Here is a 13,589-nt window from a genome sequence, read left to right on the forward strand (position 1 = left end):
TGGACCGAGACTCAGAAGCTCTTCGGGTCCGCGGCCTCCCAGTCCTCGCGCCACTTCTCGGGCACGTCACCGTCCACCAGGCAGCCGGGCTCGAGCCAGTCGAAGGTCTCGCCGTAGGTGCGCGAGACCCCGGCGGCCGTGTTCAGCCGGATCATGTCGGGGCGCAGGTCGGCGGGCTCGCCGGCGCCCATCGCGGCCATCAGCCGCAGCGCCTCGTGGACGGTGGCCTCCTGGTAGCGCTTGACGCGCATGGCCTTGTCCTCGACGTCGATGGCGCGCTCGCGGCGGGGGTCCTGCGTGGCCACGCCCACCGGGCAGGTGCCCACGTGGCAGCGCTGCGCCTGGATGCAGCCGACGGCCATCATCATCGCGCGCGCCGAGTTCGTGAAGTCCGCGCCCTGCGTCAGGCGGCGCACCACGTCATTGGCGGCGGCGACCTTGCCGGAGGCGCCGATCGCGATCTTGTCGCGCAGGCCCACACCCACCAGCGCGTTGTGCACGAAGGTCAGCCCCTGGGTCAGCGGCAGGCCGACGTGGTCCTCGAACTCCTGGGGCGCCGCACCGGTGCCGCCCTCGGAGCCGTCGACGATGATGAAGTCCGGCAGCAGCCCGGTCGTGAGCATCGCCTTGCACACCGCGAGGAACTCCCGCTTGGAGCCCACGCAGAGCTTGAAGCCGGCGGGCTTGCCGCCGGAGAGCCTGCGCATCAGGTCGACGAACTCGAGCAGGCCCTCGGGCGTGTCGAAGACGGTGTGCCCGGCGGGGCTCAGGAACGTCTTGCCGACGGGGATGCCGCGGATCTCGGCGACCTCCTCGGTGACCTTCGAACCCGGCAGCTCGCCGCCGAGGCCCGGCTTCGCGCCCTGAGAGAGCTTGAGCGAGACCATCTTGACCTGCGGGTCCTGGGCCTTCTCGGCGAAGACCTTCTCGTCGAAGCCGCCCTCGGGGGTGCGCGCGCCGAAGTAGCCGGTGCCCAGCTCCCAGACGAGGTCGCCGCCGTAGGTGCGGTGGTACGGCGAGATCGCGCCCTCGCCGGTGTCGTGGGCGAACCCGCTCATCGCCGCGCCCTTGTTGAGCGCCTGGATCGCACGGCCCGACAGCGAGCCGAAACTCATCGCCGAGACGTTGAGCAGCGCCATGTCGTAGGGCTTGGTGCACCGGTCGCCGCCGATGTGCACCCGGGGCGGGGTCTCGGGGACCTCGACGGGCCGCATGGAGTGCACGAAGGTGCGGTGGCCGGGGGCGCTGACGTCCTCCTCGGTGCCGAAGGCCTTCGTGGAGGTCTGGCCCTTGGCCCGCGAGTAGATCAGGCTGCGCGTGTTGCGGTCGAAGGGCCGGCCGTCCCAGTTGCGTTCGATGAAGTACTGCTGCAGCTCGGGGCGGATCGCCTCGAGTGCGTAGCGCGCGTGCCCGAGAACGGGGTAGTTGCGCAGGATGGAGTGCTTGGGCTGGCGGTAGTCGCGTACCGCCAGTGCGGCGACCGCTGCCGCCGCCGCGCCGAGGACGCCCGCCGTCCGCTTACCCACCGTGGATCACCTCTGTTTTTACCGGAGAAAGAGTCTGAGTTCACAGTCAACTTCCAGCTTAACCCCGGCCGATTTCCGACGCAGAGGTGGGCGGAACTCACCGAGAGTTCAGATGTGAGATGTGGGTGGGTTTTCGGGGGTGCTTTCACGGCCCGCACGGGGCAGTTCCGCGTGGCAGCTCCAGGCGCGGCCCGCGGGTCGGTGGGTGCGCATCGCGGTGCGCGGTCAGGCGGCGGGGGAGACGGGCGGCCCCGGACGGTGCCGCGCTCAGGCGGCGGGGGAGATGACCTCGCCGTGGGCGACGGTGAGCTGGCCGAAGATGTCGGCGGGCAGCCCGGCGTTGCCGGGGGAGGCGGCGGGCATGCCGCGCTCGCCGTAGAAGGCCTCGGGGCGGCCGGCCTCGCCGAGCACCAGCGAGGTGTCCGCGTATCCGCGGACGTACTCGTCGACGGCGGGCAGCACCACGGTGCGCCGCAGCGCGCGCTTGATCTCGCCGGAGGTGACCTCGGCCTGCCAGTCGGCCATCCACCGGCCCCGGCGCACGCCTGTCTCGAAGCCGGGGGTGGCGTCGCGCGCGGCGTCGGCAATCGTCTCGTCCGCGACGGGGGAGAAGGGCACCACGCCCTCGGCGGCGTCGACGGCGTGGGCGGCCACGGCGGGGCTCAGTCCCGCCCACCAGGCGAGGTCCGCGGCGTCGGCGGGCCCGTGGGAGCGCAGGAAGCGCGCGGCGAGCTCGGCGAGGGCGGCGTCGCCGGCGAGCTCACGTTGGGCGACGGGCAGGGAGTCGACGTGGGCGTAGGTCGCCTCCCGGCGGGTCGCGCCGCAGACGACCTCGGGCCGGCGGGAGAGCATGGTCAGCAGGTGCGGGCCGCGGCCGCCGTCGGGGTCGACGCCGTGCTCGGCGAGCAGGGCGAAGGCCTCGGCGGAGCGCAGGGGATCGGCGAAGGGACGCTCGCGGAGCTCGGCGAGCAGCACCTCGCGGGCCGTGTCGATGTCCTCGGCGGCGAGGTCGAGCAGGCGGGCGCGGGCGAGGTCGGCCAGGCGGGCGCCGGCGGAGGTGAGGGTCGCGCTGAGCCAGCGGGCGTCCCCGGCGGCGACGAGCACGGCGCTGCCCCAGCCGGTGCGGGTGCGCACGATGCGCCCGGCGCGCACCTCGTCGAGGACGTCCTCGGGGCGGCAGCCCGCGCGTTCGGCCAACGCGGTGACGCCCGGCCAGAAGCGGCGGGCGCGCAGGGCGAGCAGTTCGCGGAGCACCTCGACGGGCCCCGCCGTCGACGGCCGCGCGGCGGAACCGGCGAGATGCTGGGCGACGAGGCGTCGCGCGCGGATCTCTCGGTTCGTGTCCATGCCAGCAAGTGTAGCTGTGGCTGCCCTTACTTTAAAGGCGGTGCGGGGAGAGCGCGGGGGACTGGGAGCGGGGGAATGGTGATGACGGGGCCGGTCGTGGTGGCCTGCGGGGCGCGCCGATTCGAACGGACGTGCGCGGCGGCGAGATCTGCGGTTCTCCGTGCCGCGGGGGACCGGTAGCCTTCGGGTATGAGCACCAGGGATGCAGACGGCGCGGCGCGGGACGACGAGGATCCGGCGGCCGCCTACGTCGAGTACAACGACCGCCACTTCGAGAAGGGCGGTGCCGACTCGACCGCCCCGGTCAGCGCCGGGGAGGCCGCCGCCCGCCTGCGCGCCTACCGACCCGCCGGCTGGAAGCGCGTCGCCGCGTGGGGTGCGGTGGTCATGGGAGCGGTCATGCTCGTCGGCGGCGGGGGAGTGTCCGGCGAGTACCCGCAGTCCGAGGCCGTCAACAGCTGGATCGCGTCGATCTTCTACTTCCTGGTCTTCGCGGTGCCGGGCGCCTACTGGCTGTGGTGCAACCGACGCGACACCCGGCACGTCGCCGAGTGGGCCCGCCGCCGCGACGCCTACACCGAGGACTGGGCGCTGCTGACCGCCGACGAGAAGGAGCTCTTCGCCCGCCCCGACTCCGAGCTGCCGCTGCTGGAGAAGCGCCGGTGGGGGATCGTCGCCGGGGTGGTCGTGGTGCTGCTGGTGCTGGCGTCCCTCTTCATCCCCGACGTCGCGGGGACGCTCTGACGGGTCCGGGGCCGGCCCCGAGGGCCCAGGCCCCTGGCCGGGCGGGGGAGTGGGACCGGGATCGGGCCAGCTGGTCCTGGCCCGGGATCCGGACCGGCCGGCCCTACTCCTTCGCGCGGTTGACCTGCCGGCCGTAGTTGAACCGCCGCCCGCCGCCGATGCCGCGCAGGCTGACGGTCAGCCGCTCGCAGTCGGTCGGCAGGAAGCCCGAGAGCACGTCCACGCCGTGGTCGTAGAGCAGCCCGGTCATCGGGGTGCTCGGCCCGACCACCGCGGTCATCGCGGGCCCGGCGAGCTCGAGCAGCCGCGGCATCGTCTTGTTGACCAGCGCCGAGCCGGTGATGAAGACCCAGTCCGCCCGGGGCAGCAGAAACTCGCAGGCCGAGTCCGGGTAGTCGCCGCGCTGCGGGTGGCGCTCCAGGATCGCCAGGTCGCAGACCGGGGCGAGCATCTCCTCGAGGCCCGGGAAGTGGCCGACCACGACGACCTTGCGCCCGGCGACGCGGTCGCGGAAGACGCGGAAGGAGTCCCCGTGCGAGCGGCCGAGCACCCGCGCGGCACGGCCCGGGTTGAGCTCGGCGACGTCGGTGCCCACGGCACCCCCGCGGTCCGGGTGGTTGTACCAGGCGTTCATCGCGGCCACACCGATGCCGGCCTCGGTGAAGTTCCAGGACTTCGCCAGCCCGGCGGCCTCGCGCAGCGGCAGCCCGAACAGGCCGTCCATCGAGTTGAAGGACACCGGCCGCCCGTCGCCCGGGTACACCGCGGCCATGCCGACCTGTCCGTCGGAGGCCTCGACCCACGCCCAGCGGCCGGCGACCTGGTAGTCCTTGACGGTCAGGTCGGCCGGCACGCCCGCGGCGAGTTCCTCGTAGAGGGCCCAGGGGTTCGAGCTCACCGGTTCAGACTCACTTCACCACGAGGTTGACCATGCGGCCGGGCACGACGATCTCCTTGACCACGGTCTTGCCCTCGAGGTGGCCGGCGATCTTGGCGTCCGCCTTCGCGGCGGCCACCGCGTCCTCCTTCGAGGCGTCGGCGGCGACCATGATGCGCGCACGCACCTTGCCGTTGATCTGCACCGGCAGCTCGACCTCGTCGTCGACCAGCCACTTCTCGTCGAACTCGGGGAAGTGCTCGTAGGCGACGGTCTCGTCGTGGCCGAGCAGGCGCCACAGCTCCTCGGCCAGGTGCGGCGCCAGCGGGGCGAGCATGAGCACCAGCGGGGTGACCAGCTCGCGCGGCACGTCGTCCGGGTAGGCCTTGGTCAGGTGGTTGACGTACTCGATGAGCTTGGCCACCACGGTGTTGTCGCGCAGGTGCTCGTAGTCCTCGCGCACGCCGGCGACGGTGCGGTGCAGCGCCTTGAGGTCGTCCTCGGTCGGCTCCGCGTCGGAGAGCTGCGCGGCGCCGGTGTCCTCGTTGACCACCAGGCGCCAGGTGCGCTGCAGGAAGCGGTGCGCACCGACGACGTCCTTGGTCGCCCAGGGCCGCGAGGTGTCCAGCGGGCCCATCGACATCTCGTAGACGCGCAGGGTGTCCGCACCGTAGTCGCGGCAGATGTCGTCGGGGGCCACCGCGTTCTTCAGCGACTTGCCCATCTTGCCGTACTCGCGGTTGACCTCTTCGCCGTCGCGGTAGAACTTGCCGTCGCGCTCCTCGACCTCGGCGGCCGGGACGTAGACGCCGCGGGAGTCGGTGTAGGCGTAGGCCTGGATGTAGCCCTGGTTGTACAGGCGGCGGTAGGGCTCCTTCGAGCTGACGTAACCCAGGTCGAAGAGCACCTTGTGCCAGAAGCGCGAGTAGAGCAGGTGCAGCACCGCGTGCTCCACGCCGCCGACGTAGAGGTCCACGCCGCCCGGGTCCTCGGGCCCGTGCTCCGCGGGACGCGGGCCGGTCCAGTAGCGCTCATTCTCCAGGTCGCAGAAGGCCTCGGAGTTCGTCGGGTCGATGTAGCGCAGCTGGTACCAGGAGGAACCGGCCCACTGCGGCATGACGTTGGTGTCGCGCCGGTAGGTCTGCGGGCCGTCGCCGAGGTCGAGCTCGACGGTGACCCAGTCCTTCTCCTTGGCCAGCGGCGGGTGCGGCTCGCTCTCGGCGTCGTCGGGGTCGAAGGTCGGCGGGGTGTAGTCGGCGACCTCGGGCAGCTCGACCGGCAGCATCGACTCAGGCAGCGCGTGGGCCACCCCCTCGGAGTCGTAGACCACCGGGAAGGGCTCACCCCAGTAGCGCTGGCGGGCGAAGAGCCAGTCGCGCAGCTTGTACTGCACCTTCGTCGCGCCGGTGCCCTGCTCCTCGAGCCAGGCGGTCACCTTCGCGATCGCGTCGGCCTTGCCCAGGCCGTTGAGGTCCAGCCCGGAGTCGTTGGCGGAGTTGACGTGCGGGCCGTCGCCGACGAAGGCCTCCTTGTCGATGTCGCCGCCGGAGAGCACCTCGATCACCGGCAGGCCGAAGACGTGGGCGAACTCGTAGTCGCGCTCGTCGTGGGCCGGCACGGCCATGATCGCGCCGGTGCCGTAGCCGGTGAGCACGTAGTCGGCGATGAAGACCGGGACCTGGGCTCCGCTGACGGGGTTGGTGCCGTAGACGCCGAGGAAGACGCCGGTCTTCTCCTTGTTCTCCTGGCGCTCCAGGTCGGACTTGGCGGCGATGTCGCGGCGGTAGGCCGCCACGGCCTCGGCCGGCGTGGCGCAGCCGTAGGTCCAGCGCCCGTCGACGTCCCCGTACGCGCCGGCGTCGGCCACCAGGGCGTCGACAAGCTCGTGCTCGGGGGCGAGCACCATGTAGGTCGCGCCGAAGAGGGTGTCGGGGCGGGTGGTGAAGACGGTGACGTCGTTGCCGGCGACGTCGAAGGTGACGTCGGCGCCGTGGGAGCGGCCGATCCAGTTGCGCTGCATCGTCTTGACCTTCTCGGGCCAGTCGAGCAGGTCGAGGTCGTCGATGAGGCGGTCGGCGTAGGCGGTGATGCGCATCATCCACTGGCTCAGGCGGCGGCGGAAGACGGGGAAGTTGCCGCGCTCGGAGCGGCCCTCGGCGGTGACCTCCTCGTTGGCGAGCACCGTGCCCAGCCCCGGGCACCAGTTGACCGTCGAGTTCGCGCGGTAGACCAGGCGGAACTCGTCGACGACGCGCTGCTGGTCGAGGCGGGAGAGCTCGCTGTAGGGGCCCTCGAAGCCCTCGGGCAGCGGCATCTCGCCGCTCTCGAGCAGCGGGATCAGCTCGTCGACGGGGCGGGCCTTCTGCCGCTCGGCGTCGAACCAGGAGTTGTAGATCTTCAGGAAGATCCACTGCGTCCAGCGGTAGAACTCCGGGTCCGTGGTGGCCACGCTGCGGCGCTGGTCGTGGCCGAGGCCCAGGGCGCCCAGCTGGCGGCGCATGTTCTCGATGTTGGCCATCGTGGTGGTGCGCGGGTGGGTGCCGGTCTGGATGGCGTACTGCTCGGCGGGCAGGCCGAAGGCGTCGTAGCCCAGGGTGTGCAGGACGTTCTTGCCCAGCATGCGGTTGTAGCGGGCGTAGACGTCGGTGGCGATGTAGCCGAGGGGGTGGCCCACGTGCAGGCCCGCGCCCGAGGGGTACGGGAACATGTCCTGGACGAAGAGCTTGTCTTCCGGGAGCTTGCCGTCGGCCGGCGCGAGGTCGCCGACGGGGTTCGGCGCGTCGAAGGTGCCGTTGTCGGTCCAGAACTGCTGCCAGCGCTTCTCGATCTCGTTGGCCAGCTCCGCGGTGTAGCGGTGGGCGGGGGTGCTCGGCGTTTCCATGCTGACACAGTCTAGTCGGCGTGTCCTGCGTGCTTGCCGACGTCCCGGGGCGCGGCGTCGGCGCGCCCCTCACCCGCCCGCGGCGCGCCCCGCCCGGGACGCGCCCGGCCGGCCACGCCGCGCCCCGCACCCGCCCGCGGTGAGCGACGCGGCGTCGGAAGTCGACGGCGGGGACCCTTGACGCGGCCGGTAACGTCAGACGTGTCGTACCGATAACCCGACAGAAAGTCCCGCCCATGCCCACCTCGCAGAACCCCGCGCCCAAGCCCGCCACGGCGAAGCGCCTGGCGCCCCTGACCCACCGGCTGCCCGCCCTGGCGGACATCGCCGGCTACCTGCACCTCGAGCTGCCCAGCTCGGACCGTCGCGCCGACCGCCTGAAGAAGGCCGCCGACATCTGGGACCTGCGCCGCATCGCCCGCCGGCGCACCCCGAAGGGCCCCTTCGAGTACGTCGACGGCGCCGCCGAGCGCGAGCTCTCGCTGGCCCGCTCGCGCACCGCCTACGAGGAGCTGTCCTTCCGCCCGGGCGTGCTGCGCAACGTCGAGGACATCACCCTGGAGACCACCGTGATGGGCTCGAAGCTGTCGATGCCGCTGGCCATCGCTCCGACGGGCTTCACCCGCATGATGCACGCCGAGGGCGAGGTCGGCGGCTCGCGCGCCGCGGCCAAGGCCGGCGTCGCCTTCACCCTGTCGACCATGGGCACCGCCACCATCGAGGAGGTCCGGCAGGCCGCCCCCGAGGGCGCCCACTGGTTCCAGCTCTACCTGACCAAGGCCGAGGGCCGCGGGCTCTCCGAGGACCTGATGCGCCGCGCGAAGGAGGCCGGATTCACCGCGCTGATGGTCACCGTCGACTGCCCGGTCACCGGCGCGCGCCACCGCGACACCCGCAACGGCATGACCTTCCCGCCGCAGCTGACGTGGAAGACCTTCCTGGACGCCTCCTACCGCCCGGAGTGGTGGCTGAACTTCCTGAGCACCGAGCCGCTCGGCTTCGCCAACGTCGGCGGGGGACTGAAGTCCTTCTCGGAGATCGGCAAGCTCTTCGACCGCACCCTCAACTTCGAGGACCTGGCCTGGCTGCGCCGCAACTGGGACGGCCCGCTGCTGGTCAAGGGCATCCAGACCACCGAGGACGCCGTGCGCTGCATGGACGAGGGCATGGACGGCGTGGTGCTGTCCAACCACGGCGGCCGCCAGCTCGACCGCGCCCCGGTGCCGCTCTACACGCTGCCGCAGACGCGCGAGGCGCTCGGCGAGGACGCCACGATCCTGCTGGACACCGGGGTGATGTCGGGTGCCGACGTCGTCGCCGCCTGCGCGCTGGGTGCCGACGCCGTGCTCATCGGCCGCGCCTACCTCTACGGGCTGATGGCCGCCGGCGCCGAGGGCGTCTCCCACGCGCTGGAGATCTTCCGCAACGAGATGGAGCGCGCCCTGGGGCTGATGGGCGTGGACTCGATCCACGCGCTGACCCCGGAGCACGTCGACCTGGACTGGCGCACCGCCGCGCGCGAGTACGAGCGCGCCCGCCGCTAGGGCGCTTTCCGACGCCGCGCGGCGCGGCGTCGCCGCGCCCGTGCGCCCACGGCGCCACCCGTGCTCCCACGGTGACCGACGCGGCGTCGGCAAGCGAAACGCCCCCGCACCACTCGGTGCGGGGGCGCTGCCGTGCGCGGGGGAGGGGGGAGCGGGCTTAAGCCTTCTCCGCGCCCTCGATCTCGAGGTCCGCGGCGACGGACTCCTCGGGGCGGGCGGCCCTGATCTTGCCGCGGGCGAAGCGGTCGACGATCAGGGCGATCGCGCCGTCGCCGGTGACGTTGGCGGCGGTGCCGAAGGAGTCGATCGCGATGTAGGCCGCGATCATCAGGGCGATCTGGTTGTCGTCGAAGCCGAGCATCGAGCCGAGCAGGCCGACGGCGGCCATGATCGCGCCGCCGGGCACGCCGGGCGCGGCGATCATGGTGATGCCGAGCATGAGCACGAAGCCGATGGCCAGGCCGACGGAGACGTCGATGTCCGCCATGAACACGATGGCGAAGGCGAAGAGCATGATCTTCATCATCGAGCCGGCGAGGTGGATCGTCGCGCAGAGCGGCACGGTGAAGCCGGCGACGTTGGCGTCGACGTTGTTCTTCAGCGTGGAGCGCAGCGTGACCGGGATGGTCGCGGCGGACGAGGCGGTGCCCAGCGCGGTCGCGTAGGCCGGCAGCATGTTCACCAGCGCCTTGAACGGGTTGACCCCGGCGACCATGCCCGCGACGACGAACTGGAAGATCAGGTACACGACGGTCATGGCGATCGACAGCAGCAGCACCTTGCCGAAGAGGACGAAGGTGTCCAGCAGGTTGTCGTTCATGCCGAGGCCGAGGAACATGCCGAAGATGAACAGCGGCAGTAGCGGGACGACGAAGGCCGAGATGACCTTCATGACCACGCGCTCGAGCTCGCGGCTGGCCGCGTAGAGCGTGTCGGACTTGACCACGGTCATGGCCACGCCGACGCAGAAGGCGAGCAGCAGGGCCGTCATGACCTCGAAGGGCGGCGGCATCTCGATGCTGAAGAAGGGCTCGAGCTCACCGTCGGAGACGTCGGCGACGTTCTCGGCGACGGACTGGCCGCCGAGCATCGCCGGGTAGACCCCACGCGCGAGGGCGTAGGCCAGGAAACCCGAGAGGATCGTCGATGTGTAGGCGATGCCCGTGGTGATCGCCAGCCACTTACCCGCGCCGCGGCCCAGGCCAGCGATGGCCGGGGTGATCAGCGCGAAGATGAGGACGGGGACGAAGAAGCTGAGGAAGTTGCCGAACAGTCCGTTGAACGTGGCGAAGACGCGGGCCAGCCCCTCGGGGAAGAACCGGCTGCAGATGACCGCGAGGATGATCGCGACGACCACGCGGAAGAGCAACGACTGTGAGAGGCGCTTGAGATCCATGGCGGGAAGTGCTTTCTCGGGTGGTTGAAATGACTTGGGATACTCGCACGGTTCGTTGTGCGGTGGCTAAGAGACTACTCGGCGTCCTGCGGGAATCCGCCATCGGTGCTGGACCGCCGCCCCCGGACGTCGCCCCCGGACGGGTCGGGCGGTTCTCCTGGTCGAGTCCCGGCCGACTCCCGTCTGCCACCCGGGCTGCTCCCGCGCACCGACGGCCGGGCTCGCGTGCGGCGCCCCTTTCGCACATATCGCCACAGTGACGCTATTCAAAGGTCCACCGACCGGTGCTTCCTCCGTCCTCTCCGGCGGCTCATCGGCCGCCCCGGGCCACCTTGGCGCCCGTCCGCCCGAGAGCCGGGCCCACCGGCGTGACCCGTAAGATCACGACCATGAGCATCGCCGTCACCGTAGTCCTCGCCGTCCTCGCCGTCGCCGTCCTGATCGTCGGGGCCCTGGCATGGACCGGCAGGCTGCCCGGCAACTCCGTGATCGGCCTGCGCGTGCCCGAGGTACGCCGCTCGAAGGACTTGTGGGTCACCGCCCACCGCATCGCCGGGCCCATGTGGGTCTTCGCCGGCGTGCTGCTCGCCTTCGCCGCCGCCTTCAGCTCCATCGTCAGCGGCTGGGGGTGGATCGTCCCCGTGGCCCTCGTCGTCGGCGCGGTCGCGGCGATCGGTGCGGGCGCCGGCAGGGGAGCGCACACCGTCGCCGCCCTCGACGCGCGCCGCATCGCCGAGGAGAGCACCGACGACACCCCGAAGGTCGACCTGGACGCCCTGCGCCGCGCCGCCAAGCGCGCGGACGACTGATCCACCCCGTCACCCCCGGTGTTGCACACGGCACACCGGGGGTCTATCCTCTTTCCCGTGAGCAACATTCTTCAGCAGTGGTGGTGGCGCGCTTAACCGGCGGGCCACCGATTTCCTGCACCCTGTTGCACCCACACCTTCCACGGCTCGCACGCATCATCCGGCGGGCCGTTTCGTCGTATCCGGGCCGCCCGAGCCGCACAGACCCGAACTGACGACGTGAGAAAGGTCCGCCGTTGCCCGCACCACAACCGACCGTGCTGGAACGCACCGTCGCCTACCGAGAAGACGCCTCCGGGCTCTTCGCCCACCTCGGCGGCGCCACCGCACCGACCACCGCGCTCCTCGAGAGCGCAGACATCACCACCCGCTCCGGCATCTCCTCGCTCGGGATCCTGGCCTCCTCGCTGCGCCTGACCTGCACGGGCGACCGCGTCACCGTCGAGGAGTTCTCCGCCGGCGGCACCGCCCGCCACGCCGGTCTCGACGAGGAGCTCGCCGAGACCCCCGCGAAGATCGACGCCGGCGGCTACACCTTCCCGGCCTCGACCGCCGCCGACGAGCGCGAGCGCCTCACCGCGGCGAGCACCGTCGAGCCGCTGCGCCGCCTGCAGAACTCCGGCGGCCTGCTCGTCGGCGGCTTCGCCTTCGACTACCTGGGCACCTTCGAGGAGCTGCCCGAGGTCCCCGACGGCCCCAACACGTTCCCCGACTACCAGTTCCTGCTCGCCGAGATCGTCCTCGAGATCAACCACCGGGACAACTCGGCGCGCATCTACGCCCTCGCCTACGGCGACGGGGAGAAGGACCGCCTCGACGCCGAGCTCGACCGCCTGGCCCGCCTCGCCGAGGGCTTCACCGACGCCCCCGACGCCGCGACGGCCGACGACCCGGCCGTCACCGCGCAGGCCACGGCGGGGGAGCGCGGCCACGCCGGCACCCTCCCGGCGCGCGCGACGCAGTCCGACGCCGAGTTCCGCGCGGCCGTCGAGCGCCTCAAGGGCAACATCTACTCCGGCGACATCTACCAGGTCGTGCCCGCCCGCGCCTTCACCACGGAGTGCCCCGACGCCTTCGCCGCCTACCGCCGCCTGCGCGCCGAGAATCCCAGCCCGTACATGTTCTACCTGCGCGGGGCGACCGACCGGCCCTTCGAGCTCTTCGGCGCCTCGCCCGAGTCGAATCTGAAGTACACCGCGGCCGACCGCACCCTGCGGATCTACCCGATCGCCGGCACCCGCCCGCGCGGCGCCACCGACGAGCTGGACATCCGCAACGAGCTCACGCTGCGCACCGACGCCAAGGAGCTCGCCGAGCACACCATGCTCGTCGATCTGGCGCGTAACGACGTCGCGCGCGTCTGCGAGCCCGGTACCCGCAAGGTCATCGGGTTGATGGACGTGGACCGCTACTCGGCGGTCATGCACCTGGTCTCCAAGGTCGCCGGCACCCTGGCCGAGGGGCTGGACGCCCTGGACGCCTACCGCGCCTGCATGAACATGGGCACGTTGACCGGCGCGCCGAAGCTGCGCGCCAGCGAGCTGCTCCGCGAGGCCGAGGGCGTGCGCCGCGGCTCCTACGGCGGGGCCGTGGGCTACCTCGACGGTGCCGGCGACATGGACACCTGCATCGTCATCCGCTCCGCGTTCGTCCAGGACGGCGTCGCCACCGTCCAGGCCGGCGCGGGCGTGGTCCGCGACTCCGACCCCCAGGCCGAGGCGGACGAGACCCTGCACAAGGCCTACGCGGTGCTGCACGCGCTGGCCGAGGCCCAGAACAAGGAACTGGAGGTGATCCGATGAGCCGGGTCGTCGTCGTGGACAACCGCGACTCCTTCGTCTACAACCTCGTCGACACGCTCGCCGCCACCCACGAGACCGTGGTCGTGCGCAACACCGTGTCCGTCGACGAGGTCTTCGCCCTCGAGCCCGACCTGATCGTCGCCTCGCCCGGGCCCGGCCACCCGCGTGAGGCCGGCTGCCTGATGGACGTCATCGCGCGTGCCGACGCCACGCAGGTGCCCGTGCTCGGCATCTGCCTCGGCTTCCAGGCGCTGCTCGAGTACCACGGCGGCACCGTGGCGGCCTGCGGGCCGGTCCACGGCATCACCGACGACATGGTGCTCACCGACGAGGGCGCCGCCTCGCCGCTCTTCGCGGGCCTGGCCGACCCGGCCACCGGGCGCCACGTCCCGGTGGCCCGCTACCACTCGCTGGGCACCACCGGGATGCCCGAGGGCATGACCGCCCTGGGCTACTGCCGCTCCGAGACCGGACCCGTCGTCATGGCGGGGGAGAGCGCGAACGCCATCGGCCTGCAGTTCCACCCGGAGTCGCTGCTGAGCCCCGACGGGCCGGTACTGCTCAACCGGTGCATCGCCCGCCTCGCGGACGGCACAGGCCACGGCACGGCCCACGACGCAGCCCACGACGCGGGCGGCGACACCACCGGCGACGGCGACTGAC

10 protein-coding genes are annotated in these 13,589 nt (G+C 71.8%); 5 read left to right on the forward strand and 5 right to left on the reverse strand.

Annotation, left to right across the window (positions count from 1 at the left end):
- Positions 1 to 11: 11 nt before the first annotated feature.
- Entirely contained in the window at positions 12 to 1,526 is a 1,515-nt protein-coding gene (locus tag CFRA_RS11165; RefSeq protein WP_075664720.1) for an FMN-binding glutamate synthase family protein, read from the reverse strand.
- A 267-nt stretch (positions 1,527 to 1,793) separates the two neighbouring features.
- The gene (locus tag CFRA_RS11170) at positions 1,794 to 2,873 is read right to left on the reverse strand and encodes a DNA glycosylase AlkZ-like family protein (protein ID WP_075664721.1); all 1,080 of its coding nucleotides are present in this window, start codon (positions 2,871 to 2,873) and stop codon (positions 1,794 to 1,796) included.
- A 189-nt stretch (positions 2,874 to 3,062) separates the two neighbouring features.
- Here CFRA_RS11170 and CFRA_RS11175 point away from each other — a divergent pair, with 189 nt between their 5' ends.
- Positions 3,063 to 3,617, forward strand: coding sequence for a hypothetical protein (locus CFRA_RS11175; RefSeq protein ID WP_075664722.1), 555 nt, complete (start codon positions 3,063 to 3,065; stop codon positions 3,615 to 3,617).
- Between the two features lie 103 nt (positions 3,618 to 3,720).
- On the opposite strand, the gene CFRA_RS11180 is transcribed toward CFRA_RS11175, so the two are convergent.
- A complete protein-coding gene (locus CFRA_RS11180) occupies positions 3,721 to 4,515 on the reverse strand; it encodes a DUF364 domain-containing protein (RefSeq protein WP_075664723.1) in 795 nt (264 codons plus the stop codon).
- A 10-nt stretch (positions 4,516 to 4,525) separates the two neighbouring features.
- Positions 4,526 to 7,375 carry a leucine--tRNA ligase gene (gene leuS, locus CFRA_RS11185; protein ID WP_075664724.1) on the reverse strand — a complete coding sequence of 950 codons (2,850 nt, stop codon included), beginning with the start codon at positions 7,373 to 7,375 and terminating at the stop codon, positions 4,526 to 4,528.
- A 236-nt stretch (positions 7,376 to 7,611) separates the two neighbouring features.
- On the opposite strand from leuS, the gene CFRA_RS11190 reads away from it, so the two are divergent.
- Positions 7,612 to 8,919, forward strand: coding sequence for an alpha-hydroxy acid oxidase (locus CFRA_RS11190; protein WP_075664725.1), 1,308 nt, complete (start codon positions 7,612 to 7,614; stop codon positions 8,917 to 8,919).
- 157 nt (positions 8,920 to 9,076) lie between these two features.
- Here CFRA_RS11190 and CFRA_RS11195 read toward each other — a convergent pair whose 3' ends face one another.
- Positions 9,077 to 10,315 carry a dicarboxylate/amino acid:cation symporter gene (locus CFRA_RS11195; RefSeq protein WP_075664726.1) on the reverse strand — a complete coding sequence of 413 codons (1,239 nt, stop codon included), beginning with the start codon at positions 10,313 to 10,315 and terminating at the stop codon, positions 9,077 to 9,079.
- Between the two features lie 389 nt (positions 10,316 to 10,704).
- On the opposite strand from CFRA_RS11195, the gene CFRA_RS11200 reads away from it, so the two are divergent.
- From CFRA_RS11200 to CFRA_RS11210, 3 genes are all read left to right on the forward strand, one after another.
- Entirely contained in the window at positions 10,705 to 11,124 is a 420-nt protein-coding gene (locus CFRA_RS11200) for an SdpI family protein (RefSeq protein ID WP_075664727.1), read from the forward strand.
- Positions 11,125 to 11,381: 257 nt separating this feature from the next.
- Positions 11,382 to 12,926, forward strand: coding sequence for an anthranilate synthase component 1 (locus tag CFRA_RS11205; protein ID WP_075664728.1), 1,545 nt, complete (start codon positions 11,382 to 11,384; stop codon positions 12,924 to 12,926).
- Positions 12,923 to 13,588 (forward strand): glutamine amidotransferase-related protein, encoded by a 666-nt coding sequence (locus tag CFRA_RS11210; protein ID WP_075664729.1) that lies wholly within the window; start codon positions 12,923 to 12,925, stop codon positions 13,586 to 13,588. The genes CFRA_RS11205 and CFRA_RS11210 overlap by 4 nt, the downstream gene beginning before the upstream one ends.
- The last annotated feature ends 1 nt before the right edge of the window (position 13,589 follow it).

It is taken from the genome of Corynebacterium frankenforstense DSM 45800 (assembly GCF_001941485.1).
Classification (GTDB): domain Bacteria; phylum Actinomycetota; class Actinomycetes; order Mycobacteriales; family Mycobacteriaceae; genus Corynebacterium; species Corynebacterium frankenforstense.